Raw genomic sequence first — 26,485 nt, 5'->3', positions numbered from 1 at the left:
GGTCACGACAAACCCCTGTGGTCGTTGTCTTCGTCACAGGCTCCGTGCCCTGAACTGCGGATCGTTCGTGGCAACTCGCCAAGTGATGACCGACCGTCGTCGGCTGGAACGGCGAAGTTCACCGCCATGGTCTCCTGAGCGCAGATGGTGGTCCCGACGCTCACGCCCCCATCACAGCTGTTCCGTTTCCCAGGTCCGCAGGAAGGTCAGGACCTCGTGCCAGTAGCTCTCCCCGGACAGGAAGACCGACCCGATCCGGTGGCGCAGACCCACGTGGAGGCCGAGCAGCCACAGGGTCCGCGCCACCACGAACCAGGGGAGTGCCGAACGGTCGGCGGGCGTGAGCCGGTCCTGACCATACCCGTCGAGAAAGTCGTCCCAGACGTTTGCGGGTTGCTTCCCCGTGCTCATGCTCCACCAGAAGACGGCAATGTCGTACGAGCGCCAGCCGACACCGCCGCAATCGAAATCGAAATGCGTCCACATGCCGTCGTCCACGTGCACGTTGCCGCCGTGAAGGTCACCGTGACAGATTCCCTCCGACAGGCCCTGCGAGGCCAGCTCAGCCAGCCGCGCCCGTGTCCGTGCACCCAGAGCCGCGAGGTAAGTCGCGTCCTCGGGACGGTCCTTCAGGAGCGGGAGCACCGTCGCAAGCGGAGTGTCGATCAGGTGCTCCAGATTCAGTCGGAACCGCTTGATCGGGGTGTCGAAGGTCTCCATGGCATCGTGGAGCGTCGCGACGGACGCCCCGAAGCGGTGCCCGTGACTCCCCTCTCTCCACCAAGGACTGCGGCCTGCCGCGAACGTGAAGAGCGCCCCCGGGCGTGGCCCTTCGGGTGTGCTCACCCAGTGCTGATGACGGCCGGTCCGGTCCGGCAGGGCCACACTCACCTCCGCGCCCTGCGCCTGGAGGTGGGCCAGCAACGCGGTCTCCCAGGCGACGTCCGTTTCCGTTCGCCAGCCCAGTCGGTACAGGCGAAACACGACCGGTTCGCCGGCCGTGCGAACGAGGTAGGTATCGTTCACGCCACCGGAGAGCAGTTCGCAGGACACAGGGCCCTGCAGGGCGTACTGCTCCTGAAGGTGAGCGGCCAACGCTGCGGGGTCGAGAATGGAGAAGGCGACCGGCAGGGGAGGCGGGGGACGGAGGCCGGGAAGATCCTCTTCAGAACGGGTGCCTGTCATCCATCGATCCTAGGGCCGATTCCCCACTCACGGACGGACAGTTGTGGTGTCCATCACCGGTATCTACTGCCTACCGTCCTGCCGGGCCAGGAAGCCCAAACCGGAAAACGTGGTCTTCCACGACTCGCCCGAGAGCGCACAGCAGGCGGTACGGGCAGACCTTCACGCTGGACGAGAGGTGCCGGGCCGTTGCGGACCTCGTCAATACCGTCTCGCTCCCCATGAATGCCGACGGCGAGGCCGGGTAGGGCGACTCGCCTGCCGAGGTGGCCCGCAGCGTCACGGCGTTCACCGCTGTGGGCGCGGCGGGACTGAATCTGGAAGACGCGACCGGCCGGACGCCAAGCAGCGTGCGTCTGTTTCACACTTCGTTCCCTGCCGCCCGGGTACGTTCAGGTCCGGCACACGCGGTTCACGCACGCATGACCCCTCACCCTGTCAGCGGTGTAGCCTCAATACGCCCGCCGCTTTATACGACCGCCCATGAAGTTGGAGGCCCCGCGATGATCCCGGAACCCAGGACAGACGAGCATCACGAACCCACCACATCCCACGCCCCGGCCCCGAAGCGGTCGGGTCACAGGCCGGACTGGTCTGATCGGCTGCTGAGCGTCCTGTCGTTCGCATTCTGGGCGGCCCTGATCAGTTCGTTCTTCGACTCCTGAAGTGAGCACCAACAGGTTGAGGGGATGAATCCGGGCAGGGGTCCTGCAGGGCGTGTCGCCGTGAACGGAGAGCGGCAACTCTCACAGCTTTGCTCTGAAATCGGACGGCACCGTGCGCAGCTGGGGCAACAACGGGTACGGACAGCTGGGGAACGGCACCACCACCAGCAGCAGTACGCCGGTCAGCATCGCGCTCGATGGCGTGGCCCAACCGACGTCCTGATCGGCAGCGTCGCCTTCACCAGCCCAGGGGAAGCGCACGTGCCGTGACCGCTGCCAAGTCTGACCGTCACTGCTCTTGTGGGACCGCGTTCAAGGCCGATAACATTCCGGCGATCCTCCGCAGCGACCGCACGGACCTGATATGCGTCGTGCCGTCATCATCCAAGCGCGACAAGAGAACATCCAGGCCATCCGCGCTCTCCTTCCCGCACTGCTGCTCAGGGCCCACGTGCGCCAACCACACTTCCTTCCCAGCTCTCCCTTGTCGCCCGGTACCATCGGAGGTGCCATGGCCTCCTCTCCTTCCACGTCCATCCTCGACTTCCAGACAGGCGAAGACCGCGCCGAACGCTTCCACCTGCACCCTCAGCCCGGTTCGGCCGGCCTCATGCTGCAGGGGAACCCGGTCGGGACACTCACCACCGACCCCATCACCACCGAACCCTTCAATGAACTCCTGCCGTCCTGGAACGCCACCCTCGTTCCTGGCGGGACGCTCACCCTTCACGTCCGCGTTCAGGTGTCCGATGACCGCTGGACGAAGTGGTACAGCTTCGGAACCTGGCAGACCGAACCCGGCCGGAACAGTGAAGACGGTCAGGACGACGAGGACGCCCGCGTCCTCACCGATACCCTGCGCCTCGAGACGCTGGCGACCACCTACCAGGCCCGCGTCACCCTTCAGGGGGAAGGCAGCCAGCTTCACCTGCTCACGTTCGCGACCAGCGAGCGTGCCCACCTGACGGGCACCCCGCGCCCGGGCCAGCCGGAGCACTGGGGTGTGGAACTCGCGGTGCCGGAGTACTCCCAGATGGAGCACGAGGGTGGCAGCGGCTGGTGCAGCCCCACCAGCCTCGCCATGGTCCTGGGGGCGCTCGGCACGCAGGTCAGCGTTCCGGAAACGGCCGCCGCGGTGTACGACGAGGAGTACCCCGGTGCCGGCAACTGGGTCTTCAACGTCGCTCACGCCGGTCAACTCGGGTACCATGCCCATCTCACCCGCCTGCCGGACCTGCAGGCGGCCGAAGCGCTGATCGCGCAGGGTGTGCCGCTCATCCTCAGCATCCGGTGGGGGGAAGGGGAACTGCCCGGCGCCCCGATTCCGAGCTGCAACGGGCACCTGGTGGTGCTGCGCGGCTTCGACGGAGAAGGGCAGCCGATCGTCAACGATCCGGCGGCCGCGACGGCCGCCGAGGTGCGCCGCACCTACCCGCGCGCCGACTTCGAACGGCAGTGGCTGGTCCACTCCGGGGGCCTCGCGTACGTCATCCGGCACCGGGAAGGGCAATTGAAGGAGATCCCGGCGTCCACCACCGACCGCTGACCGGCACCGGGAGCAGGTCGATCAGGGTCGTACGTCTACAGACCGGTCAATTCAACTCCTTGGAGGCCCTGTGCGGCGCGCGCGTAGACTGCCCGGACATCGCGGACTGAGAGCCCCTGACGCCCACCGAACGGATCTCGCAGACTGGAGAGACCTTCGCCAGCGCGTTTGCCGTGTACGGGCGGGACCAGGACCGTCAGCGCCACGGACCAGAAAGCCGCGCGGTACCGCTGTCGCCTTCGAGGTTGAGCGATCCTGAACGACAGGCCGCAGACGATGCTGTTCCGGTCCCCGTCCGGGGACTGCGCGCCCCGTTTCAGGAGGTCCGATGCTTACCGATCCCGCGCCTGTCCTCCCGATCTCCACGGCTCTCGCCCGCCTGTTCCTGGCGCTGACCGAGACGCTGGACGAGCCTGACCTGCTCACCGCTCTCGACCCCTGCTGGGACGTGCAGCCGGGCGTCAGCACCCTCTCGTGGCCTGCCCAGCGCCGCGCCCGGGCGCGGCTGGCGGCCCTCGACCCGGCCGACCTGCACCGCAGGATGCTCGCTGGGGGCGTGGAGGCCTCCGAACTGCCCTGGACGCTGACCCAGTTCCGACTGCCGCTCACCGGTACCCCGCAGGCGCCCAGAACGGGCGGGTGGACGGTCTTCTGCGAAGAAGTCTCGGCGCAGCACGGTTTCCTGGTGTGGTCGCTCCATTCCCCTGATCCCGACCCGGAGAACGCACTGAACGGTTTACGGCAGGCCCTCCGTTCCGGCCGCTCCGGTCCCGGGGTGGACCGGGACGCGCTGATCGCTGTGCCTGGATTCTTCCCGAACCCGGGGACCGCGCCTGGCCTGGAGCGAGGTCAGGAGATCCTCTCCAGAGCGAGTGCAGAGGGTGACCCGCTCTTCCCGGGGGACGTGCCTGCTGTCATCCCGGACGCCGGGTCGGATGCCCGGGACCTGTCGACGGCCGCGCCCCACTTCACCCGCTGGACGCGGCTCACCCTGACGCGGGACGACGCGCTGCGGCTCTTCGCGGGAGATCTGCCGGTCCCGGCGGGGATCGCGACGCTGCCGAAGATCAGGGCCGCCTTACAGGACACACTTCAGCTGGACGACGGCGAGGTGGGGCGGCTGCTCGGTCTCGATGCCGGACCGACCGGGGCACGTGACCGGCCCAGCCTGGACGTGCTGGACCGGCTGTACGCGCTGGGCGGGTTGATCGACCGCCTCACGCGCGAGGGGGGCGCGTCGGCCGTGGGGTGGCTGCGCCAGCCGGTCCCGGTGCTCGGTTGGCGGCGCCCCATCGACTGTTGCGGCACGCGGTCCGGGCTGAGTTCCGTCGTCGAGATGCTGGAGGGTCTGAACGACGGGGTGTTTGCCTGAGCGGGTTCCGGAAGAGCGGTCCGAGGGTAGCTCTGATCGGTCGGGAGGCCGTGCCGGGCCATGCGGCACCTCACCGTTCACGGGACGCTGGGGCCAGACCGGTGATCGCCGAAGGAGGGCCTGCAGCGGGCACCTTCCGCGCGACAGGCGGTCAGGAACCTGCTGGAGGGTTCCGCGCGGCTGTTCACTCAACCGCACACTCCACCGGGCTGCCTGATGGAGACCGCGGCCGCCACCGGCTCGGACCTCTCGCAGCCGGTCAGGGCCGCCCTGACCAAGCGGCGGCAAGACCTGCAGGCCCTCAGCCCGCATCCAGCACGACATCCAGGCAGGGACGTTACCCGCAGGCACAGCTGTCCGGCCGCTGGCGGCATTGACGGTCGCCCTCATGCAGGGCCTGCCCACCCTCGCTCGAGACGGTGCGGGCCGCGAGGAACTGCTCACGAACGGAACGGGCTCAGGAACTCCTTCAAGGGCGCGGGTGCCCGTGAACGCCGCTCACCAGTGCCCGTGGACCTGGCCGCGGATCAGGTCGTCGTACACGCGCTGCACGGCCGCCATCTGCTCGGCGTTCAGCGGCGGCAGGTCGGCAGCGGCCGCGTTCGATTCGACCTGCTGGGGGTTGCGGGCACCGGGGATGGCGCAGGTCACCTCGGGGAACATCAGGATCCAGCGCAGCGCGAACTGGGCCAGCGTCGAACCCTCGGGCACCAGCGGTCTCAGGCGCTCCACGGCCTCCAGGCCGGTCGCGTAGTCCACGCCGCTGAAGGTCTCGCCCTTGTCGAAGGCCTCGCCGTGCCGGTTGAAGGCGCGGTGGTCGTCCGCCTGGAAGGGCGTGTCGGCCCTGAGTTTGCCGGTCAGCAGGCCGCTCGCCAGGGGCACCCGCGCCAGGATGCCCACGTCGGCGTCACGGGCAGCGGCAAAGAACGCGTCGGCGGGCTTGAGCCGAAAGGCGTTGAAAATGATCTGCACGGTCGCCACATTCGGGTGGCGGATCGCCTCCAGCGCCTCGTCCACGCGTTCCACGCTCACGCCGTAATGGCGGATCATGCCCTCCTGCACGAAGCCGTCGAGCACCTCGAAGACTTCCGGCTGGCTGAACACCACGCTGGGCGGGCAGTGCAGCTGCACCAGGTCCAGCGTGTCCATCTGCAGGTTCTGGCGGCTGCGGTCGATGAACGCCCGCAGGTTCGGCCCGTTGTACCCGCCGGCCACATGCGGATCGAGGCGCCGCCCGGCCTTGGTCGCCACCGTGAACGACTCGCGGCGCTCATGGCGCAGCTGCGCGATCAGGCGCTCACTGTGCCCGTCGCCGTACACGTCGGCGGTGTCGAAGAAATTGATGCCCAGGTCCAGGGCGCGGTGCAGGGCCGCCATGCTCTGCGCGTCGTCCACCTGCCCCCATGTGCCGCCGATCGCCCACGCGCCGAACGAGATGGTCGAGACGTCGTAACCGGTCTTTCCGAGCCTTCTGTACTGCATGCGTGCCTCCTGTTGACGTTCCCGATGCTAGCGGAAGCGAGGGATCAGGTCGGTGATGTGCCCCGAGTGAACACCTGGCGGGTCAGGACCTGAACTGGTTCTGGTGATGGCGGACCACTCTCCGGGCGGCGTGCCACTCCGTGCAGGGCTCATGATCCGTCAGAACCACTCAACCAGCCGCAAAGACGTGCCTCCTCTCGACTCCCCATGTGTCATTGCCCTCAGCCGCCAGTGGCGTACATTGGATCGGTCAGGGCCAGCAGGGTGTCGTCGGCACCTCGCGGTTCTAGGTTCAGCAAGCGTCGCGCCTCGAACGAGCCGTGCCATCGCTCCGTCTCTGGCCGTATCTGCGCCAGGCGCGCTCTGTCCACCAGTGCGATCAGTACACTGCCTGCCGGCAGGTCATCCAGATGCGGCGATGTCGCTCACTGGCCGCATCGTCGGCCCCAATCTGAGTCTCTTTATCGAAGACATCAGCGCTGCCCCAACTTCCTTCGACCCGGTGAGCACCGACGTGTCGTGGAAGAATCCGGAACCGGGAACAGCCACGTCGGTGCTCCTGGCGGCGTCGCCGTTGGTCGCTGGGATAACCGGCCGGTATTTCGAAGACTGCACTGAAGCTGAACCTTACCACCCGGGGGTGCGACGTGGCGTAGCCGGGTCTGCACTCGATCCAGCCCGCCTGTGGCAGCTTTCGACTGATCTGCTCAATTGCTGACCACGCTCTCTTCGATCCAGGCGTTCCCACGGCTGCGACCGTCTCCTCGCGCGCGTTAGGTCTAGGGAACGGGTGGCGGTTTCCACTCTGGATGCTTGCCCCCGATTTCATGTGTCTGACGGGGGCAGGGGACGGGTGCCCCCAGCGTTCCCGGTAGAGTGGAGGGATGCCCGGCACGCCTGCACCTCTCCGCCTGTACCCGACCGAAGCCGCCGCGAAGAAGGCGGGCCTCGCGCTCGCTGACCTGCGCGGGGAACGCCTCTCCACCGTCCTGTACGCCCTGCTTCCGGAGGGGGAGAAGAAGCCCACCTACCTGCTGAGCAGCGCGTACCGCCTGACGGTGGCGGAGCGGCGCTGGGTGGAGGAGCACCGGGCGACCGTCACGAAGCTCGGCAGCTTCCACCCGGGCCGGAACTTCGCGCCCCTGCAGACCCGGATGGTCCGGAATCAGAAGCGCGCTCCAGCGCAGCCGAATGAATAGTTTGACACCGGGCGCATACCGGGCTAGATTAGAGAAATCAAGGCGACCTTCGGGTCGCCTTCTTCTTTGATCGTAAAGTCTGAGGGTGTGACTCCGCCGCCGACGCCCTTCACTTCAGGCATATCTGTGATGATTCCAGCCCACTCCTTCTGAATCCAGGGCCAGAAAATGAGAAATTCCTCGCCTGGCTGCCCCAACGGGCCCTGCAGAGCAGAGTTTCAGCTCACCCCGGTCACGTCAATCTACGCTGGGTCGGGATGTCTCCACGATGAGCCTTGATGCCGGGAAGCTCCAGCGACCTGCATGTTCAGTGGACCGACCGGCTATGTGGAATGAGACTTCCCGGCGAGATGCAGTTCATTCAGGCTCAGTGAGACAGATGATTGGGCAGGTCGAGATGGGTGGCCAACGAAGAGCTGTTCTGGCAGTCATCCGGAAAGCTGGCCGTGTCGTCACGACCTTCATTTCCCCTGCTGGTGGCCAGGATCCCAGGGGAGGCCACGGCTGCAGGGCAACGAGAGCGGCGGCCGTCGGCACTGGGGATCGACCTGGCTGCGCAAATGTACTGCTGAGGGTGAGGAGACTGAAGATCGCCACTAGCTTCGCTGATTTCGTGGAGCGGTTCGTGTTCATACGGCCTCCTGACCTTCAACGGATTTGATTCAATCTACTTCGGCACCTGTGAATCTGCCGAGAATCGGCTTGACGGTGAGTTCCCGGGAGACTCGGCTGGTCGTGCGTACATGGGTTCCAGGACACGGCACACCTGTCCTATGTCCTATCTCTTCTGGATGAGGCCGAGCGCACGGTTGACGCGGACCAGTCCCATCTGCACAGCTTCAGACCAGGGGTCGAGTTCAGCGGCACGTCTGTAGACGGCCTGGGCTTCGCGTGGTTGATCGGCTTCGAGTCGGGCACCCAATGCCAGGGCGACGCGGACGGCGTCGCCCTGCGCCTGCACCCGAAGGCGTTCCGTCCAGTCCGCGTCGCAGCGCCCCATGAAAGGCCCGTCGTACAGGTCCAGGGCACGCTGCAGGTCCGTGACCGGAGCCGTGTCCGGCACGCCGGCAAGCGTTTCCACGTCCACGCGGAAGGACAGTTCGTCACTCAACTGATATTCGCCTTGCCGGAAAGGCAGGGGGTCGCTGGACACGGCACACTGTCGACTTAGAGCGTCCCGCACGCAGCGTACAGCCACCCGGAAGTAATTCAGGTGGCGCTCTTCTGTTGATCCGTCCCACAGTGCCGTCATCAGTCCGTCGCGTGATGTGGGGCCGTGCAGAGCGAGGTAGACGAGGAGTTCCCGCGCCTTGGCCAGCCGTACGTTGACGGAAACTCCACCCACCGTGACGTGTACTCGTCCCAGCGTGGCGAGCTGCACCTGCAGCCGTGTCGAAGGTGGAGTGGAGCTGGGCGTCCGTTCCTGTGGCGCACCCCTCAGGGCTGGATGCAGTCGGAGCAGACCGTCCAGGGGACCAGCGTCGGCCCGCAACACCGTTGGATTTCCGAGCTCCAGCATGCTCGTTTCCAGCGCGATCAGCCGCGACGGCAGGTCACCTTCCTGCACACGCCCGATTTCCGCGAGATAGGCGAGCGCCCTGGGCTTGTGGGTGCGGTCGAGGGACCCGGAGACCACCCGTTCAAAATGACCGGTGGCCACATCCAGATTCCCGGCGGCGAAGGCCGCCTGTCCCTGATACAGGTGCATGAACGGTGTCATCCAGCCGGGGCGCTGACCCGGCCTGCCCACACCCTGACTGAAGGCCACCTCCGCCTCTGCAGGCAGACCCTCGTGCAGCAGCGTGTCTGCCAGTTTGGTCCACAGACGGCCCGCCAGGACCGCGATATCCAGTTGCTCAGCGTACCGGAGAGCCTCGCGATACCCGGTGCTGGCCAACTTGAATTCGCCCTGGTGGAAGTGCACGTCCGCACGGACTTCCAGTGCAAAGACCATGGCCGCGCTGGGCTCCACCGGAGCGGGCGAACCGAACACGGTATCGAGCAGATAGAGGGCCTCTGAAAGCTGACCCTGCGTACGGTACTGGTCGGCCAGGTCAGCCCTCGCTTCAAGGGCAAGGAGCGGCTGATCGAGTCGGTCGTGCAGTTCGATGGCCTGCTGGAGCAGCACCTCACGTTCCGGCCATCGGCCCTGCGTCATGCAGGCGAACTGGGTGACCGCCAGGGCGTCGCCCTGATGACCGACATGAACGTTCATTCTGGCCAGGTGAAGGCTCTGCTCCGCGGCCTGAAGTCCGGCGGCCCCCTGACCGAGATTGAGGAGGGCCAGCGCACGGTGCAGCTGGAAGAACCAGTGCATCTGCGCCATGGTCGGCTGCGCGAGCCCCAGGTCAGCCATGGACAGCTGCGACCGGTGCTGGCCGCGGCGGTTCGCGAGAATGCACCAGCCGGTGAGCGCCCAGGACTGACTCGTCGGGTCGGCAGCCAGGCGACCGAGCGTCTCTTCACCGTGCGCCAGTTCGCCCGTTTCGATCAGGCTGTGGCCGAGGAGGGCCACGAGATCGGACGTGAGCCGTTCAGCCGGCACCTGGGTCAACAGCTGCTGAACCAGGCGGAACTGACCGCGCCGTGCCGCGACCGTCACGACCCCCCGCAGTACCCGGACCACGTCGTCTGCCGCGCCGGCGAGATGGTAGTGCGAGACGGCAGTGAGCACGTCCTTCGCGGCTTCTGAGCGCCGGGCCGCAGCGGTGTGCAGTTCAGCATGCCGGTCGGGCGTGTCGAGCAGGAGTTGATCCAGAATATCGAGCAGCAAGCGGTGCGGGCGATAGGTGCCGTTTCCCAGCGGCGACAACGGCAGACCGGCCCGGACCACTTCGGGGAGCCAGTTCCCCAGCAGTCGGCAACCTGCCTCGCGGGCCAGTCCTGCGCTCCAGACGGGCAGGACAGCCAGTTCCGGCAAGGCGGCGCTGATGTCCGGGGGAAGGGTGGTGAGCAGGTCTCGGATCAGGTCACTCGCCTGCCAGTGGGCGGAGGGCAGCTGACTCAGCGCGATCGCCGCGGGCCAGCCGTCCAGGGCGCCGCCGACGGGCGCGACGGTCGGCCGACCTGTGCCCTGACAGTGCAGGAACCGGTCCGTTTCGGCGGTCGTGAACGCCAGGTCGGTGTCGTGCAGGAACTTCACGTCACGGCGGAGCGCCAGCCGGGTCGCGGACAGTCCGCCGGTTCCGTGCCCGGCAAGCAGCACACGGTGCTGACTCGGCAGGTGGCTGAGCACCTCCATCAACCACAGGCCAGCTTCCGGTCCGAGCTCGTCAAGGCCGTCCAGGATCAAATCCATTGCCGGGATGCGCGTGAGATCCCGCGCGAAGGCACGCGCACTGCTCGCCGTCGGTCGCCGCTCTTCCACTGCAGCGCTCCAGGCCTCAAAAGGAACCTCGGGGAAGGTCAGGTTCAGGCCGTACCGGATGGACGCCGCGAGATGGACGGGTTCCGCATTGTCCTGGTACAGGGTCACCCAGACCGTGCGCCTTCGGGTGGAGCGCGCGTGTTGTGCGAGGAGGGTGGTCTTCCCGAAACCGAAGGGCGCGATGAGCAGGACCACGGAATAGGCGACGTCCGAAAGGACGGACAGCAGGGCGTCGCGGTGCAGCTCGGTCGGTGCACGCTCTGGGACGGTGAACGCAAACGGGTCAGTGATTGCGGGGAGTAGGGGCATCATTGTTCCACCGATCCAGAATGTGTGGCGAGACGTCGCCTCACCGAACGTGCCTGCGTGAACGACAGGTGCCCTGGGAGGAGGAGGTTGGGGCCTGGCGCTTCCTGCCCCCGGAGTGCGGACGGTCTGCACCGTGCCAAGTCACCATGTCCAGGTGGTCGGGAGTGCCAGCCGTCTGCCAGAAACGAGACCGTGCATCAGTTCAAGCATGGTAGTGCGAATTGTAGTCTCCTCAGCACCTGGGTGGGCGTGAGCCCCGTATGCGGGCAGGGCCGGACGGTTCCCTCTGTCTCTCCGCCCTCCAACCGGTCGGAGAGGCTCAGCCTGCGTTGAGGCCCCGAGCTGAACGCAGGCTCCTGTTCGAGCAGTGCACTGGGGCGTGTACGCGGCTCCGTCACCGTCAACCCCCTGCTGAGCATTATGCCAGAGCGTCCTCCTGCCGCTTCAGGCCCTGGTTAGAAGCGCCGCTGGCTTCCCTGTCGGCGGGCTGGCTGACCTCGCTGGGTCCAGAGTGCAGAAGGCGGTTTACCGGATCAGGGTGCGCACCATGCATGGACCGTCAGCTCAGGGGATGGGTTTCCCGCTGATGCGGGCGAGGTTCAGTCATTCCCAGGGGCATTCTCTGGCCGTTCACACCCTGTGCATTAAGGTGGCCTTGAGCTCGCTGGCCGGCCAGTCCGAAGCTCAAGAACCACCAGATCACCCGTGACCAGACGCAAGTCCGGTGGGGCTCGCGACCACACTCGGCAGGCGCCTCACGACCAAGGAGCGCAGTCATGAATCAGAATCAGCAGCCACAGATGAAGAAGTTTGCCATCCGTAAGACTGAGACCATCAAGACCACCGCCGCGGCCTACGGCGGCACCTGCGGGCCCATCCCGCCGCTTCCGCCCATCTGGTTCTGACCGGAGCGCTTGTCCGGACCGTACAGCCGCGACGCGGCTGTACGGTCCTCTTTGGAGGGGTATGACCGATTTTGCCGCCTCATCCTTCGGAAGTCTGTTTCAACCCTCGGCGCAGGTGACGGTTCAGCCGTTCACGCGGCAGCCGGACGGTGACCAAGTGGTGCTGGGCTGGCTGGACGCGGACGTGTTTCTTGAGCTGCCGAGTGACGCTGTCGAACTGCTGGACTGGCTCGCCGCAGGGCAATCTGTCGCTCAGGCCCAGGCCAGTTATCAGGCGCGGTACGGCGTGACACCGGATCTGGTGGATCTGCTCGAACAGCTCGGTGAAAGTGGCGTGGTCCATGTCCGCCAGGGCGCGCCGCAGGCCCCGCAACGGTCAACACCGAAGCCCGGTGTGCTGCTGCCCCTTCGCCTGAGTTCGGCCCTGTGGAGTCCAGCGGCACTGGTGCTTTACGCCTGTCTTGCGCTCGGCGCGCTGATCGGAGCGAGCGCGACGCCCGGCGCGGTCCCCAGTTGGCGGGCCCTGTTCGTGGAGCAGCATCTCACGGCCCTGGGGCTGATCCTGATGCTGTCCGGTCTGGGGATCACCGCTCTCCACGAGTTCGCGCATGCCAGTGCGGCGCGCGCCCGGGGCGTGCCGGTACGGTTCAGCCTGGGCCGACGCCTGTGGACGTGGGTGGTTCAGACCGACATGACAGGCATCTGGAGTCTGCCGCGCCGCCAGCGGTACCTGCCGTTGCTCGCGGGCATCATCATGGACCTTGTCGTCACGGCGCTGCTGGTCCTGACCCTGGTGGCCGACCGGCGAGACCTGATCTCCCTCCCGGACTCGGTCCGCCTGCTGGTGCAGGCGCTGACCTTCTCCTATCTGCTGACGGTGGTGCCTCAGCTGTACTTCTTCGTCAGGACGGATCTGTACTTCGTGGTCACCACGGCCTTCGGCTGCAGGAACCTGATGGGCGATACGGAGTCTTACCTGAGGAACACGGTGGCGCGCTGGCGTGGTCAGCCGCCGCCGGTCGACCAGTCCAGCCTGCCGGAACACGAATGGCGGGTCGTGCGCGGGTACGCCTGGGTATGGGTCCTGGGCCGTCTCGCTGCCCTGACCCTGCTGCTGGGGGTCACCCTGCCGCTGATCTGGACGTACAGCTGGTCGATCTGCCGCACCCTGTCAGCGGGTTACGCTTCCGCGCCGATGGCCTTTCTGGACGCGCTGGGCGCGCTGCTGCTGTTCGTGATTCCGCAGGTGCTGGGACTGCTCGCGTGGTCCAGGACCTTCAGCACGGAGGACAAAGCCTATGACGTTCGTTGATTTCCTTCCCCGTTCCAACCGCGTGAGGATCGTCGAGGCTGCCGCCGGTCCGGCCCGCTCAGCGTACCTGCAGCAGGCCGTGAGGGTCGAATCCCGTTCCGGGACCAGGGGCTGGTGCCTGAATGTCGATCTGGAGGTGGGCGGCCCCTGGGCGGGCCTGAACACCTGGCTGAGTGAGATGCTGCCGGACCTGCTGCGGCAGGCACCGGACCTGGTCACTCAGCATGACTATGAACTGGCCATGCTCCTGCCGACCGTGGTTCGCCGCATCCCGGTCCGCAACCCCAACCTGACGGACCTGAGCTTCGGAGCGGAACGCACCAGAAACTACGCGGCGGACCGCGCTTACCGGGTTGTGCATGGCCTGATCGACCTCCTGACAGCCTGGCATGCCCGGAGCCGGGCCGAACGGTGGGTGCTGGCCCTGGACGGCCTGGACCGCGCCGGTTCCCTGGTGCGGCTGCTCTTCAGCGAGTGGCTGCGGCGCTGCGGTGACCGACTCCCGCTGACCCTGCTGATCGCGGTCGACCCGGGCAGGGCAGCAGACGTCGAGACGTTGTTCCCGGCGTTTCCGGCGTCCGTCCAGGCGTTGCGTCTGCCGACAGACCCCCAGGACACGACCGCGCCGGGTGAGTACACCCGGCGAATGGTGGCCCTGGAAGCGTGCATCGGTGAGGACCCGCTGGAGATGGAGGCGAACCTGCCGGCGTTGATTCGCGGCTGGGACCGCAGCGACCACCCGGGGCGGGCGGACCTGTACCGTTACGAGGCGCTCGCGACGTACACCACCCGGGGCCTCTACGCTGATGCCCGCGTGTACGGCGAGGCGATCCTGCCTGCCCTCGAACGCTCCGGCACGGACCGGACACGGCTTCTGAACACCTACGTGAAGCTGTACAACTGTCTGGTGGGGCTGGGAGAGGCGGAACCGGCCCTCGAACTCACTTCGCGCGCCCTGGCCCTGTCGCCCGAGCCGAGACAGGCCCTCACCTGGCATTACCTGATGGCGATGCTGCACGCCCGTTACCTGCCCGTGCGCGACGTCGCACTGGCGGAGCACCACCTCGATCTCGGACTGCGTGAAATCGAGAAGGCGGACCTCACCCGCCACGAGCGGCTGTTCCAGACGGCCTTCAACCGCAACGGGCTCGCACTCGTACGTCACTTTCAGGGCCGCCGCGCTGAGGCCATCGCCCTGTGCAAGACCGCCTTCGACGATCTCGACGCCGAATTCAGGCCCGACGAGCATCAGCTGCACCGGTCTGTGCTGATCTACAACATCGCGCAGGTGTACGACGCGATGCGTGAACCGGACGAGGCCACCGCGTACTACAGCAGGGCACTGGCGCTGGATCCGAACTACTCCGAGTATTACAACGAGCGGGGCAACGTCTACCTGCGCACCGGGGAACTGACCCTGGCCGCTCAGGACTACGCGCGCGCCATTGTCCTCAGCCCACCGTACCCGGAGGTGTGGACCAACCTCGGGCAATGCCAGGCCCTGGCGGGACTTGACGATCTGGCGGTCCGCAGTTACTCCCGGGCGCTGGATCTGCTGCCCGGTCAGGGCCTGGCGCTGCTGGGACGCGCACAGTGTTTCGACGCGCTGGAGCAGCTGCAGGACGCGCTGTCAGATTACACCGCCGTTCTGGAACTGGACGGGCCCGACCCGATGGTGCTCGCCAACCGGGCGGGCGTGCTGTACCGGATGGGACGGCCCGAGGAAGCGCTGGCCGACCTGGACCACGCGATCGCCCTGGACCCGACCTCCGAGGAACTGCAGGAGAACCGGGCGATCGCCCTGGCAGGCGTGGCCTGAAGCCACCTTCACCACAGTGGGGAGTCAACGCATGAGAACGATGGTGGTCGAGGACGAAGCCTGCGTCCGGCACACGCTGGCAGCCAGTTTACGGGAAGCCCAGGTGGCCGTCGATGAGGCGGAAAGCGCAGGCCAGGCCCGCAACATGGCCGGATGCTATCCATACGACGTGTTCGTGGTGGACGTGAGACTGCCGGACGGACCGTCCGCAGGATTCGAGTTCGTCAGATGGCTGCGCGAGCAGCACATCCACACTCCAGTCCTGCTGCTGACCGCCCGCGACGCCGTGGAGGACCGGATTGCCGGGCTGGACGTCGGCGCCGACGATTACCTGACGAAGCCCTTCTCGATCGGAGAAGTCCACGCCCGGCTGAGGGCCCTCCTCCGCCGCTCCCGCCAGACCCCTGCCATTGCCTTCGAGAGCGGCCGTCTCCGGGTGGACTGGAATACCCGGACGGTCTCCGTCGACGGTCAGAGAGCGAACCTGACCGCCAAAGAATACGGCGTGCTGGAGCTGCTGGCCTCGCATCCCGGCCGGATCTTCACGCGGGACGAAATCACGAGCCGGGTGTGGGACGAGTGCTTCAGCGCGGTCACCAACATCGTTGACGTGTACGTCAAGAACCTGCGCAGGAAACTGGGTGACGGAACGGTCGAGACGGTTCGTGGACTGGGGTACCGGTTCCCCTCGGCATGAGCCTGCGCACCCGATTGATCCTGCTCTCAAGTCTGTTCCTGACCCTGACGGTTGTGGCCGTGACCTCCATGTCGCTCCTCACTCTGGAGCGCGAAACCCGCAACACTGTGCACGCAGAGCTGAACACCCAGGTCAATCTGCTCCTGTTTGAACTTGCGACGGTCGGCGTTCCACCACCGGCCCTCAGCACCGCGTTGAGGGCCGACGACGGCATACCGGCCGCACAGATCTACCGGGACGGTCAGCTGATCTGGAACGGAGGGAGTGCCGACCGGCGTGTCCCCCAACCCCTCGACGCCCGGTTCCTCGCGGAAACCGAAATGGAGCGCTCCTGCATGTGTGCGCGGTGGAATGTCTACAGCGTGCGGCAGGGCCACTGGGTGATCCAGGTGGGCCGACCGTCGTCCGAGCAGAGCCTGATGATCCGGCGGTACCTGGGCAGCGCCGCCCTGATCAACGTGTTCTGCGTGCTGGTGTTCGGCGTCCTGATGATCAGGAGCATGCGGCGGATCATGTGGCCGCTGACCGCGCTGGCGGAACGCGTCCGGCGACTGGACGCCACGGACCCCATCCCCTGCCTGCGGGAACCGGGGGAGGTCGGCGTCCTCGCCCGGGCGCTGAACGACAGTGTGCGGGAACTGCGCACCGTACGGACGACGGAAACGCAGTTTCTCGCGGACGCCTCCCACGAACTGAGGACGCCCGTCACCGCGCTGCTCGTCGTGCTGGAGCACGCGGCGAAACGGTCGCGCAGCGAGGCGGAGGTCCGGCAGGCGCTGGATCAGGCGCTGCGCAGCGCCAGTCATCTGAAACGGCTCACCACGGACCTGCTGACGCTGACGAAATCCCGGAGTGCCCCGGCGCAACTGCACCTGGATCTGCTTGACCTGGCCAACGAGGTGATCGATCGCCTGATGCCGCTGGCCTGCGAGAGGAGGCTCGATCTGGACATCGACGGGGAAGCCACGCCGTTTCAGGGGGATCCTGTGCTCATCAGTCGGATGATCGAGAATCTGGTCGCCAACGCCATCAAGTTCACGGACGAGGGTGGGATCCGGGTCAGGGTCCACCCGGTCAACGAGCATGCGGAGCTGTCGGTCACGGATGACGGCATCGGTTTTCCCGCCGGGCAGCTGCGTGAGCTTCAGCAACCGTTCCGTCGGGGGGACACGGAGGGCCGGGAAGGGTTCGGGCTGGGCCTGGCCGTGGTCAGGAGCGTCGCCGAGGCACACGGAGGCGAGCTGGCGGTGGAAAGCCGAATCGGTCACGGTGCACGCGTGACGGTCCGGTTGCCCCTTCCGTGCCTGAACGGCGCCTGAGGAACACGGAACACACGCGCCCCTGACGGCGAGGCCAGTCGTCAGGGGCGTTCACGCTGCCCATTCACCGTGCCCGTCTCTGGCGCGGCGCCGTCTCCCACCGGAGGTCAGCGGTTCCCCGGGAGACAACTCAGTTTCTGGTCCAGGCCATGATGCCGAGACCGGCGACCAGGAACGCCACCGCCAGGCCAAGCACAGGGTCGGCAAAGGTGGGCCTGTGAACGACGAAGCGCAGGACGAAATTGACGATCAGGCCAAGCAGCCCGAGGACCACGAACACATGGGGGGGAATCTTCATCATGGTTTGCTCCCTGACGCACACTATTCATATCTCAGACAGGTGATGGGATCGAGCGAGGACGCCCTCGCTGCAGGCCAGACGCCGAAGAACAGACCACAGAACATGCTGATCCCCAGGGCGGCAGCAACGACACCGAATTGTACGGTGAAGGGTCCCAGAAGCGGCACGAGGATGCTCACGCCCCAGAGGGTCAACTGTGCGGCGATCAGGCCCAGGCCGCCCCCGAGGCACGACAGGATGAACGCCTCGAAGATGAACTGCCGGTTGATGAAGGCAGGCGTCGCGCCCAGCGCCATCAGCAGTCCGATATCCCGGGTCCGCTCGGTCACGGACGCGAGCATCACGTTCATGATGCCGATCCCGCCCACCACCAGCGCCAGAGAGCCGCTCACCCCGAAAAACAGCTGCAGGATGCGGCCCACGCCCTCCACGACACTCCTGAACACGGCGGAGGACTGCACGGTGAACATCTCCTTTCCGTGCAGGGCATCGAGTCGGCCCTGGATGCGGTCGGCGACCGTATCCGCGTCCAGTTGAGCGGCGAGCACCAGCTGAACGATGTCGAAGTCGTTCTTCCGGGTGACCGGAGACACCCGCCAGATGTAGGGGTTGGGCACCATCACCTGCGGCGTGCTGAGCGACTGGAAAATCCCCGGCACAGGCTGCAGGACCCCGATGACCGTCAGCGTGATTCTCGTACCGTTCGGGTAATGCAGGGCCAGCGATTGCCCGATCGGATCCCGCTTCCCGTACAGGTCGCTGGCCGCCCGGTTGTTGAGGACGGCCACCGCCTCGCCGGACTGGGCCTCCATACGGCTGTAGAACCGGCCAGTCTGAACGTGAACGGTAGGATCGAGACGGGGGGTGTCGCCGGGCGAACCGTTGAGGGTCACTGCCCGCTGGCGTTGCCCGTCGTCGTACTGGACAGTCTCGAAGACCTGAGGGACCACGGTGATGCCGTACAGCCCACTCAGGGCGTCCACGTCGGTCTGACTCAGCCGGGTGCTCGAAGGTCCGCGGTTGGAGACGCTCTGCTGCGCGAACACGCTGTTGCCGGAGACGGTGGCCAGTTGGCTCAGGACAGCGCCCGACACCAGGCTGCTGACGCCCAGCAGCACCGAAACGGAGTAGGTTCCCAGCCCGATGCCCAACAACGCCAGGCCACTGCGGAGCCGGTAATCGCGCAGGGTCTGAGCGGCCATCCGGAGCGCCTCCAGGAAAGGCATTCCGCCCGGCCGGTCAGTCGGTGCCACCGCTGATCACCGTCCCGTCCGCGACCTGAATGACGCGCTGCGCACGGCGGGCGACGGCCAGGTCGTGGGTCACCGTGATGATGGTCGTCCCCAGGGCATGCAGGTCGTCGAAGACCTGCATGATGTCGAGGGTGGCACCTGAATCCAGGTTACCGGTGGGCTCGTCCGCCAGAATCACCGCTGGCTGCTGAGCGAGGGCCCTCGCGATCACCACCCGCTGCTTCTGTCCGCCGGACAGCTGCGGGGGCCGGGACGAACTCCACCGCAGCATGCCGAGCCGCTCCAGGTACTGCCGTGCCAGGGCCTCACTCTCGGGTCTGGACGCACCCCGCAGGCGAAGGGGCAGCACGACGTTCTGGAGGACAGTCAACTTGGGAAGCAGGAAGAAGGTCTGGAAGACGAACCCGATGCTCCGGTTGCGCTGACGAGACAGGTGTTCGGTGGACATCTCCTGCACCCGCTGCTGTCCGAAAAGGTACTCTCCCTGGCTGGGACGATCAAGCAGACCGATCAGGTGCATCAGGGTGGATTTCCCGGACCCGCTGGGACCGATCACGGCCGCGTATTCACCCGGCCGCACCTCCAGGTCGACGTCGCGGAGCACCCGCACGAGGGGCGCGCCCGTTCGGCCCTCCTGACCGTAGGTTTTCCCGACGCCGGTCATGCTGATGATGGGCAGCGGCGAGCGGACCCCGGCTGGCGGCCGTTCAGGAGCGGTCAGGGTGCTCATTTCGGTGCCAGCTGTGCCGTGACCGTGATCCCGTCCCGCAGGGCCCCCGCATCGCCCGGGGAGCGGACGACAAGCTCACCGGATTTCAGACCGGAGACCGCCGCGTTGATGGTGTTCCGGGCCAGCATGGTCACGGTCCGGCGGTGCACGGTCCGGTCGGCGTCCACCACCCACACCCGCACCACACCCGGATCCTGCTCGTCCTGCACCACCGACTCGATCGGGACGACCGTGGCGTGCGGCAGCGTGAGTGTCGTGATGGTCGCGTCGGTCGAGAGGCCAGGCTTCAACGCCGCCGGCCAGGGCGAGATCCGGATCGTGACCGGAACCACGGCATTCCCCCCCTGGGTGGCGCTGGCGACCGACGCGACACGCGAGACGCGCCCGCTGAAGGCTGGGCCGTCTGCCAGCAGGTTCACCTGCACCGCCTGCCCCGGCTTGACCTGAGCGACGACGGCCTCCGGCACGTCAACCCTCACCCGCCCGGTCCGGTCGGCGTACAGTTCGATCGACCCGGCGCCTGAGTCCTGCCGTACGTTGTACCCGACCCGCGACACCGTGCCGTCCACCGGCGCGTAGATCCGGGTGTCCTGAAGGTTCCGGGTCGCCTGAACGACGTTCTCCTGAGCCTGCGCGAGCTGCTGACGCAGGGAACTCTGCTGGTCACTGTTGTCTGCCATCTCCCGCTGCACGTCCAGCTCCAGTCCCCGGAGGGTCTGCTGCGCCTTGCCGAGGTCCTGAGCGGAGAGGCCACCGACCGCGTACACGGCACTCGCGCCCGCCGCGTCATGACGCGCCTGGGCCAGCTGGAGAGAGAGGCGGGTCAGGGTGATGTCGTGAAGCCTGGCCTGCTCCACGAGGCTCGAACGGAGCGTCTGCGCACTGAACTGCGCGGCCATCAGCGCCTGACGCTGCAGCAGGTCGTCGGTCTGTGCGAGCAGCTGATGCCGGTGGACGTGGTCGCCTTCTTTCACATTCAATTGACGCACGACGCCGGGCGTCCTGAATCCGGTCACCAGCCGGTCCCCCTCCACGGCACCGGAGCCCTTCACCTGCCGCTGAAAGGTGCTCGGCACCACGCGGGTCACCAGCAACACCTGCGGCAGGGGACTCCGGAGTTTCATGTCGATGACGACACCGGTCACGCCCAGACAGGCGACGATCACGCCTGCGTAGACCCAGCGCCAGTTGAAGGGACGCGACTGCATCGGGCGGTCCGCACGCAGGGCGGAAGCCTGATCAAGGTCATGGAGCTCACGGGCCGACATGACCGCTCAGATGATCCGGGCGATGAACAGCCCGAGATAGATGGCGAGGCAGATCAGCACAGCGGCACCGGCACGGACGGCGGAGACACTTCTGGCCAGTCCGAAATAGGTGAACACCATCTGTACGCTGAAGATCAGCAGCTGGGTGTACCGGTAGGTTTCCATGGCGACGCTGGTGCGCATGGCGGTCATGGCCGCGCGGGTCCCGGTCAGCTCACTCAACGACGCGCCCGCCGGAATCTGCGGCATGAAGTAGATCAGGACAGGCAGCGCGATCAGGTACAGCACGACCGCGACGAGGAAGGAGCGGGCGTAGATGCGGTAGGCCTGCCCCCCACTCTGCGTCACCAGGCTGCAGATCAGGCCGACCACGCCCAGGAAGGCCAGATTCCCGACCAGGCCGCCGAGCACGCCCATGAAGAAGGCGACGCTGCCGAAGGCCAGCTGCGAAATCAGGTTGAAGAAGACGATTGTTCCGAGGAGGCCCCGGAGGAGACCCGAGACCACCACGGCCGGCCACACAGGTTTTCTGACATCGAACAGACCGCCCTGCACCATCTCTGCCTGCATACATCCTCCCCGATCAGAATGAGTGAACGAAACTCCGGACGCTCCAGCGCGTCAGCATGACCAGCACGCTGAGCAGCAGCATGCACAGCGCCACCGCCACCACCCCGGCCCCCACCCGAAAGATCAGGTTGCCGGAACTGGACAGCACGAACTGGACGGCCACCACCCCCGTCAATCCGAGCCCGAAAACAGCGGCGAACAGTCCTGTTCGCCCGTCACCGGCTCCGGGCGCTGCCGGCCACCCGATCAGGAGGAGCAGCACGAAGACCGGCAGCAGCGTCGGCCAGAGTCCCCCGGTGTGCTGGACTTCGACCACGCCACAGGCGACGCCTGTCAGCAGGCTGAGTCCCAGGCCAGCCAGCAACTGGCCATGGCGCCCGCTGGAGGCCGCGGTGGGAGGCACCGCTCAGACCGTCTGCGGCAAGCGCAGATCCTGCACGAACATGCGGCCAGTCAGCCAATCGAGCAGCACCGCCCGGTCGAGCAGTTGCGGAGGCGCCACCCTGGTCAGGTACCGGATGATGTCGGACGTGACGTAGGACGCCAGCCAGAAGGCGAGCGGGCCGAGCACCGGGCCCTTGTAGTAGGAGGCCGCCGTGAAGTCCTTCCCGCCCAGACTGGCGTTCAGTGGCACGCTTTCAGGCGTGCAGAACGGCCCGGCCGTACAGACCGTCTCCACGAAACCGCCCCCAATGTGCGGAATCCCCAGCGAACGGCAGGCCTCGTCGATCTCGAAGGCGATGCCGAACGGCTGATCCACGGCACGCACGACCACGTCGCAGCCGCGCACCAGTTCGGCCACCGTGTCACGGTCGAGCAACTGCGTGTTCCGGACGCTGACCTTCACCTGTGGCGCGATCCGGCTCAGCGCCTGCTGGGCCGCATCTACCTTCAGCTGCCCCAGGCTGTCTTCCGTGTACAGGATCTGCCTGTTGAGATTGGAGCGCTCCACCACGTCGTAATCGCACAGCACCAGTTCCCCGACGCCGGCAGTGGCCAGAATGTACGCCACCTGCGAACCCAGCCCACCGACCCCCAGCACGGCCACACGCGCACCGGCGAGTCGGTCCTGGTACAGCTGTTCCGCTTCACCGTCACCACACAACGAAAAGAACCCGAGCTGCCGATCGACCAGACTCTCATTGGTGGACGTCCAGTCGATAAAAACATGTTCCCGGACCAGCACGGCCCTTTCCTGATCCGTGAGGAGTGCCAGGTCCGCCGCACTCACCTCACGCTGATGCAGCAGGAATTCCAGCCGCGGGTGGTAGGGCAGGGTGACCGCACTGTGCGGTGATCCCAGCAGAATCAGCCCCTGATGCAGGGCGCGGAACTTGAAGGGATTGAGTTGATACGTCATGGTCATACGGCTTCTCCTAGCGCGTTTGGTCGCTGACGCTGGCGGCTTCGGGCGGCCCTGATCCCCCAGCGCACGGCAAAGTACAGGAGCCCAGTCACGGGCACGAGCGGTGCGAGCAACTGAACACGTGCGGGCAGGTACGAAAGCAGGTATCCGGCCCCCAGGAGGTAGGTCCCCACGGTGTACATCAGGGAAGCGAGCCCAAGCACGGCGTACAGTTGTCGCCTGCCCGGACGCTGCGCGAACTGAAGCGGATCCCGGACCGCCCCGTGCAGCTCCTGAAGACAGCTCTGCATGAGTGCCGGCTCATTCAAAAGGTTGACCAGTACCCAGTACCCGTCTGTTCTGAGCAGCGGAATCATGTTGATGGCGAAAAAGCCCAGGTTCGTCACGCAGTAATACCCGAAGATCGACTGGTGCGTCGCGGCCCAGGCCAGGCTGAAGATGAACAGGGGAACCACCTGAGCCATGAATCCGCCCAGCGCGGTGTACAGCCGGGCCCGCGAACTGCTCAGCCAGCCGTTGCTGACGTCCGCGTACCCGGCGGGCTGCAGAACGAAGATCGCGATCCCCATCGAGCGTGTCCGGATCCCGAAGTGTGCCGCCACCAGGGCGTGCCCGAGTTCATGAACCACTGTGGTCAGCGTGAACAGACTCCACAGCGTCAGGTAACTGGTCCACGGGAGGGTCTGCCCCATGGCGACCGGGAGGGTGTTGATCCGGCTCACGATGACGACCATCGACAGGACGAGCAGCAGGACGCTTCCCGCGACCGTGAAAGGCGTAAGCACACGTCCACGCCACCTGTCGGTCCAGTCCTGCGTGGGATAGACCAGCGGAATCTTGACGAAGCCCCGCTGAATCTGCCGCCACAACCGCCGCGGCCCGGACTCACGCGCGAGATAGCTCAGCAGTTGCGCCGCCAGCTGCTGAGCCTGCGAGACCGACAACCGTACGCTCAGGCGCGTTGCGGTCGCGCCCACTTCGGCACGGAGGTCCGACCCCTTCAGGTCCTGAAGAATGTCCTTCAGGGTCGTTCCGACCGTGAAGAACCGCTCACCCACCCTCACCGCGACCTGGCCAGCGGCGACTTCCTCACCGATATCAATTTCACGCGACCATGCAGGCGGGCGCGAAGAAAAGTCATTTCGTTCTGGGAGCATTCCGTCGGTCATACGTCATCCCCTGTCACCGAGAGCAGCTGTCGGAATTTACTGTGCCGAACATGAAATCAGCTCCACGGATCCGAGCGCGAAGGCACGCGGACGTACCTTCAACTGGACCGTGGAGCCGCACCTTAGAGCTGGTTGAGGCTCAGGCTCCGCCGCAGAGCAGCATGCCGATGGCGATGCCGGTCCCCAGTCCAGTCAGGAAGTCGGCGAAATCACCGGCCACATCGAGCGGCGTGAGCTCGATCAGTTCCAGCTCGGCGGTGGGACGTTCAGCAGCTTGGATCGTCGTGAGTTCCATCACAGCTCCTTCCGGACGTGGGCCGTCCTGGCGGTCAGGCAGGAGAATGTCTTCAGGAGGAGCAGACGATGGCCACCAGCAGCAGTCCAGCGACCAATCCGATGGCCGCAGATTCGTCGCTGGCAGTGTTCAGCTCATCGAGGGGCTGAAAGCTCAGCTCGCTCTGTGCCAGCAAAGGCTTGACCTCAACCGCTTCAAACGTTGCTCCGAAGTGATGCATGGTTCTCCTCCTGTTCTGCCTAACTTGTGAGTGAATTCGTGAGGCCGATACGGACATACAGCTGGTCTCAGCTCGACTGAGAGCCGGGAAGCGGCGGTACCCTCATCGTTGCCAGGCCTTCGATGCACCGAACGGGTGACACCGGCGTGGCCTCAGATCAGACGGTGGATACGGTGCTCACCGACAGACAGAGCAACTCCTACGATGAACAGAACATGCGGAACGGCCCGTCGACTGACCGACCCTCGATGTCTCACCCATGCATTTATCGCCTGCCTGGCACTGTTCTACCGGGTCAAGATGGAATGAACATGGAACGTCTGGAGAGGGATCTGGGGTGGTGTTTCATGGAGGACTTCGAGTGGTCTGATCTGGAAGAACGCTGGGATCAGCCGGCGTAATTTGAGGGCGGAAATGGCGCATGCATCGCGGCCGTCCATCCCCCGTTCCGATCTTGAGCGCCGACGAACGCCGAGTGTTGAGCGGCTTGGTCCGACGTCGCCAAAACCCTCGGGGTTTGGCGACCCGTGCGAAGGTGATTCTGCTGGGCGCAGATCATCCGGAGTGGACGCTCGCAGAGCTCGGTGCGCAGGTCGGCCGGTGTGACGACACGGTTGGCACCTGGCGCAAACGCTTCGTGGCCCAGCGGTTGAAAGGGTTGAGTGGCGCGCCCGATCTGGGCGCGCCACGAACGCTCCAGGATGAGGCCATCGAGTGGGTCGTGCATCTCGCACTGGACACCGTGCCAGAAGGCGAATCCCACTGGAGCACCCGCAGCATGGCACAGGCCAGTGGGATGACGCAGAGTGCGGTCCGTCGGATCTGGCGAGCCTTCGGGCTGGGGCCGCATCTCGTGCCGTCCTTCGCGCTGCTGCTTAGGTAGTGCTCCACGAATGACTTCCAAATCTTGACCCTTTTGAGACGAGGGACGAGCACACTGGAGATCACCATGGGGAAACAACGCAAGACCTGGAGCACCGACGTCAAGGAAGCCATCATTCTGAACGTGCTGCGAGGTGAACTCGGCGTTGCGGAAGCGGCCCGTCAGCATGGGGTCAATGAAAGCCTGATCCACACTTGGAAAACCCAATTCCTGGAGGCGGGCCGTGCCCGCGTCTTGGGCAGAACGGCACCTGTATGGGGCCTGCCCGCCTCTCTGGCGACCGTCAGGATCAGGGCGTGACCAGCCTCGAACGGGAGAATGACCGTCTCAAGCGCATCGTGGCCGAAAAGGAACTGGAGTTGGATATTGCGCGAAAAGTGCGGCGGCTCTGACGCTGATTGATCTGATCGTCCTCTGGCAGAGCCGACCCCAACTCAGCCTACGACGGTTCGCTCAGTATGCCAGCGTGCCTAACTGGCGGTTACGGGACCATCAGCACAACGCGCCAGCACGTTGTGCCAAGCAGCAGTACCGCGACGCGCTCTACGAGAAGGTGCGCCAGGCGGCGCTGCAACACCCCACCTCCGGATACCGATTGCTGTATCAGGACTCAAGGCCCAGGGCGAGGAGATCGGATTGCACAAGATCCGCGTGGCCTTGGGCGAGCTGCATCTCCACCCACCGCTGCCTCGGAAGACCCGGAAACCTTCACCGAAGGTTTCTGTGCCGCAAGATTGGCCTGTAGGTCGACGAGTGCAAATCGACGCAACACGGTTGTCGCTTCCTGATGGGGTCTGTTGGATCTACTTCGTGCTGGACGTCATTTCACGGGTGGTGCTGTCCAGCCGGGTCGTGCGGAGCCTGTCCATGCACCTCGCCAAGCTGACGCTTGACGAAGCGGTCGCCGTGCTGCGTGCAGAGGGACACCATGCGGCCATCCTGGTACAGAGCGATGGGGGCAGCGATTTCACCAGTAACCTCTTTCAACAGGGCTGTTTGAAGTATGGCAGCTGGGTGCGCTGCAAGGTCTCCCAGCCGGGAGGTACAGGGCTCCTGGAACGCCTCAACCGAACGTACAAATATCAGTTCGCTTTCTGGCAGGACTGGCAGTCCATGGCCGATGTGCGGGCGGCCATGCCGGACGTTCACCGCTGGTACAACCACGAGCGCCGTCATTCGGCGCTCGGCTACGCCACGCCTTGGTCTACACTGACGTCAACGGCGAATGCTCGCAACGCCGCTTGAAGTCAAAC

Annotated in this window: 26 protein-coding genes and 1 pseudogene; 14 read left to right on the top strand and 13 right to left on the bottom strand. The window is 65.9% G+C overall.

All coding sequences use genetic code 11. The annotated features are described in order from the left end of the window. Nucleotides 1-171 precede the first annotated feature (171 nt). A complete protein-coding gene (locus IEY33_RS17065; RefSeq protein ID WP_188964499.1) occupies nucleotides 172-1,185 on the bottom strand; it encodes a phosphotransferase enzyme family protein in 1,014 nt (337 codons plus the stop codon). 43 nt (nucleotides 1,186-1,228) lie between these two features. Between IEY33_RS17065 and IEY33_RS17060 the strand changes: the two genes are divergently transcribed. The 4 genes and pseudogenes from IEY33_RS17060 (at nucleotide 1,229) to IEY33_RS17045 (ending at nucleotide 4,768) form a co-directional block, all read left to right on the top strand. Beyond that, nucleotides 1,229-1,672: an Ada metal-binding domain-containing protein gene (locus tag IEY33_RS17060; protein ID WP_188964498.1), complete on the top strand. Its 444-nt coding sequence runs from the start codon at nucleotides 1,229-1,231 to the stop codon at nucleotides 1,670-1,672. 257 nt (nucleotides 1,673-1,929) lie between these two features. Continuing rightward, nucleotides 1,930-2,073 (top strand): annotated as a pseudogene (locus IEY33_RS19510) (hypothetical protein); the annotation flags it as partial. A 288-nt stretch (nucleotides 2,074-2,361) separates the two neighbouring features. Next, nucleotides 2,362-3,396: a C39 family peptidase gene (locus IEY33_RS17050; RefSeq protein WP_229671113.1), complete on the top strand. Its 1,035-nt coding sequence runs from the start codon at nucleotides 2,362-2,364 to the stop codon at nucleotides 3,394-3,396. 328 nt (nucleotides 3,397-3,724) lie between these two features. Next, nucleotides 3,725-4,768, top strand: coding sequence for an MbcA/ParS/Xre antitoxin family protein (locus tag IEY33_RS17045; protein ID WP_188964496.1), 1,044 nt, complete (start codon nucleotides 3,725-3,727; stop codon nucleotides 4,766-4,768). 498 nt (nucleotides 4,769-5,266) lie between these two features. Here the strand turns inward: IEY33_RS17045 and IEY33_RS17040 are convergent, their stop codons facing one another. Then, nucleotides 5,267-6,250, bottom strand: a complete 984-nt coding sequence (locus tag IEY33_RS17040; protein WP_188964495.1) for an aldo/keto reductase — start codon at nucleotides 6,248-6,250, stop codon at nucleotides 5,267-5,269. Between the two features lie 418 nt (nucleotides 6,251-6,668). Between IEY33_RS17040 and IEY33_RS19115 the strand changes: the two genes are divergently transcribed. After that, entirely contained in the window at nucleotides 6,669-6,968 is a 300-nt protein-coding gene (locus IEY33_RS19115; protein ID WP_229671112.1) for a hypothetical protein, read from the top strand. A gap of 166 nt (nucleotides 6,969-7,134) precedes the next feature. Then, the gene (locus tag IEY33_RS17035) at nucleotides 7,135-7,449 is read left to right on the top strand and encodes a hypothetical protein (protein WP_188964494.1); all 315 of its coding nucleotides are present in this window, start codon (nucleotides 7,135-7,137) and stop codon (nucleotides 7,447-7,449) included. Nucleotides 7,450-8,227: 778 nt separating this feature from the next. On the opposite strand, the gene IEY33_RS17030 is transcribed toward IEY33_RS17035, so the two are convergent. Continuing rightward, entirely contained in the window at nucleotides 8,228-11,128 is a 2,901-nt protein-coding gene (locus IEY33_RS17030; protein ID WP_188964493.1) for an AfsR/SARP family transcriptional regulator, read from the bottom strand. Nucleotides 11,129-11,901: 773 nt separating this feature from the next. Between IEY33_RS17030 and IEY33_RS19505 the strand changes: the two genes are divergently transcribed. The 5 genes from IEY33_RS19505 to IEY33_RS17010 all read left to right on the top strand — a co-directional run bounded on the left by IEY33_RS19505 (nucleotide 11,902) and on the right by IEY33_RS17010 (nucleotide 17,177). Then, complete coding sequence (locus IEY33_RS19505) at nucleotides 11,902-12,030, top strand: hypothetical protein (RefSeq protein WP_268238849.1); 129 nt, start codon at nucleotides 11,902-11,904, stop codon at nucleotides 12,028-12,030. A gap of 61 nt (nucleotides 12,031-12,091) precedes the next feature. Further along, complete coding sequence (locus IEY33_RS17025; protein ID WP_188964492.1) at nucleotides 12,092-13,342, top strand: hypothetical protein; 1,251 nt, start codon at nucleotides 12,092-12,094, stop codon at nucleotides 13,340-13,342. Further along, complete coding sequence (locus IEY33_RS17020) at nucleotides 13,329-15,161, top strand: tetratricopeptide repeat protein (protein WP_188964491.1); 1,833 nt, start codon at nucleotides 13,329-13,331, stop codon at nucleotides 15,159-15,161. Before IEY33_RS17025 ends, IEY33_RS17020 begins: the two co-directional genes overlap by 14 nt. 31 nt (nucleotides 15,162-15,192) lie before the next feature. Further along, a complete protein-coding gene (locus IEY33_RS17015; RefSeq protein ID WP_188964490.1) occupies nucleotides 15,193-15,858 on the top strand; it encodes a response regulator transcription factor in 666 nt (221 codons plus the stop codon). Continuing rightward, nucleotides 15,855-17,177 (top strand): sensor histidine kinase, encoded by a 1,323-nt coding sequence (locus IEY33_RS17010; protein ID WP_188964489.1) that lies wholly within the window; start codon nucleotides 15,855-15,857, stop codon nucleotides 17,175-17,177. Before IEY33_RS17015 ends, IEY33_RS17010 begins: the two co-directional genes overlap by 4 nt. 130 nt (nucleotides 17,178-17,307) lie before the next feature. On the opposite strand, the gene IEY33_RS17005 is transcribed toward IEY33_RS17010, so the two are convergent. From IEY33_RS17005 to IEY33_RS16960, 10 genes are all read right to left on the bottom strand, one after another. After that, nucleotides 17,308-17,478 (bottom strand): hypothetical protein, encoded by a 171-nt coding sequence (locus IEY33_RS17005; RefSeq protein ID WP_188964488.1) that lies wholly within the window; start codon nucleotides 17,476-17,478, stop codon nucleotides 17,308-17,310. A 20-nt stretch (nucleotides 17,479-17,498) separates the two neighbouring features. Then, entirely contained in the window at nucleotides 17,499-18,680 is a 1,182-nt protein-coding gene (locus IEY33_RS17000) for an ABC transporter permease (RefSeq protein ID WP_188964487.1), read from the bottom strand. Nucleotides 18,681-18,717: 37 nt separating this feature from the next. Further along, nucleotides 18,718-19,461, bottom strand: a complete 744-nt coding sequence (locus IEY33_RS16995; protein WP_188964486.1) for an ABC transporter ATP-binding protein — start codon at nucleotides 19,459-19,461, stop codon at nucleotides 18,718-18,720. Further along, nucleotides 19,458-20,729: an efflux RND transporter periplasmic adaptor subunit gene (locus IEY33_RS16990; RefSeq protein WP_188964485.1), complete on the bottom strand. Its 1,272-nt coding sequence runs from the start codon at nucleotides 20,727-20,729 to the stop codon at nucleotides 19,458-19,460. Before IEY33_RS16990 ends, IEY33_RS16995 begins: the two co-directional genes overlap by 4 nt. A gap of 6 nt (nucleotides 20,730-20,735) precedes the next feature. Further along, on the bottom strand, nucleotides 20,736-21,299 hold the full coding sequence (locus IEY33_RS16985; RefSeq protein ID WP_188964484.1) for a hypothetical protein: 564 nt from the start codon (nucleotides 21,297-21,299) through the stop codon (nucleotides 20,736-20,738). 13 nt (nucleotides 21,300-21,312) lie between these two features. Then, nucleotides 21,313-21,663 (bottom strand): hypothetical protein, encoded by a 351-nt coding sequence (locus IEY33_RS16980; protein WP_188964483.1) that lies wholly within the window; start codon nucleotides 21,661-21,663, stop codon nucleotides 21,313-21,315. Between the two features lie 42 nt (nucleotides 21,664-21,705). After that, nucleotides 21,706-22,659, bottom strand: a complete 954-nt coding sequence (locus IEY33_RS16975) for a HesA/MoeB/ThiF family protein (protein WP_194517280.1) — start codon at nucleotides 22,657-22,659, stop codon at nucleotides 21,706-21,708. A 2-nt stretch (nucleotides 22,660-22,661) separates the two neighbouring features. After that, nucleotides 22,662-23,834, bottom strand: coding sequence for a M50 family metallopeptidase (locus IEY33_RS16970; protein ID WP_188964481.1), 1,173 nt, complete (start codon nucleotides 23,832-23,834; stop codon nucleotides 22,662-22,664). Between the two features lie 139 nt (nucleotides 23,835-23,973). Further along, the gene (locus tag IEY33_RS16965; RefSeq protein ID WP_188964480.1) at nucleotides 23,974-24,129 is read right to left on the bottom strand and encodes a hypothetical protein; all 156 of its coding nucleotides are present in this window, start codon (nucleotides 24,127-24,129) and stop codon (nucleotides 23,974-23,976) included. A 52-nt stretch (nucleotides 24,130-24,181) separates the two neighbouring features. Continuing rightward, nucleotides 24,182-24,349: a hypothetical protein gene (locus IEY33_RS16960; RefSeq protein WP_188964479.1), complete on the bottom strand. Its 168-nt coding sequence runs from the start codon at nucleotides 24,347-24,349 to the stop codon at nucleotides 24,182-24,184. Nucleotides 24,350-24,866: 517 nt separating this feature from the next. On the opposite strand from IEY33_RS16960, the gene IEY33_RS16955 reads away from it, so the two are divergent. The 3 genes from IEY33_RS16955 (at nucleotide 24,867) to IEY33_RS16945 (ending at nucleotide 26,477) form a co-directional block, all read left to right on the top strand. Beyond that, a complete protein-coding gene (locus tag IEY33_RS16955; protein ID WP_188964478.1) occupies nucleotides 24,867-25,232 on the top strand; it encodes a helix-turn-helix domain-containing protein in 366 nt (121 codons plus the stop codon). A gap of 66 nt (nucleotides 25,233-25,298) precedes the next feature. Continuing rightward, nucleotides 25,299-25,532, top strand: a complete 234-nt coding sequence (locus tag IEY33_RS16950) for a transposase (protein WP_229671111.1) — start codon at nucleotides 25,299-25,301, stop codon at nucleotides 25,530-25,532. 453 nt (nucleotides 25,533-25,985) lie between these two features. After that, nucleotides 25,986-26,477, top strand: coding sequence for an integrase core domain-containing protein (locus IEY33_RS16945; protein ID WP_229671110.1), 492 nt, complete (start codon nucleotides 25,986-25,988; stop codon nucleotides 26,475-26,477). Nucleotides 26,478-26,485 lie beyond the last annotated feature (8 nt).

Origin of the sequence: Deinococcus aquiradiocola, assembly GCF_014646915.1 — a bacterium.
Taxonomy (GTDB): Bacteria; Deinococcota; Deinococci; order Deinococcales; family Deinococcaceae; genus Deinococcus; species Deinococcus aquiradiocola.
Note: the sequence above shows the minus strand (reverse complement) of the source record. Positions and strands in the feature narration are given on the sequence as shown.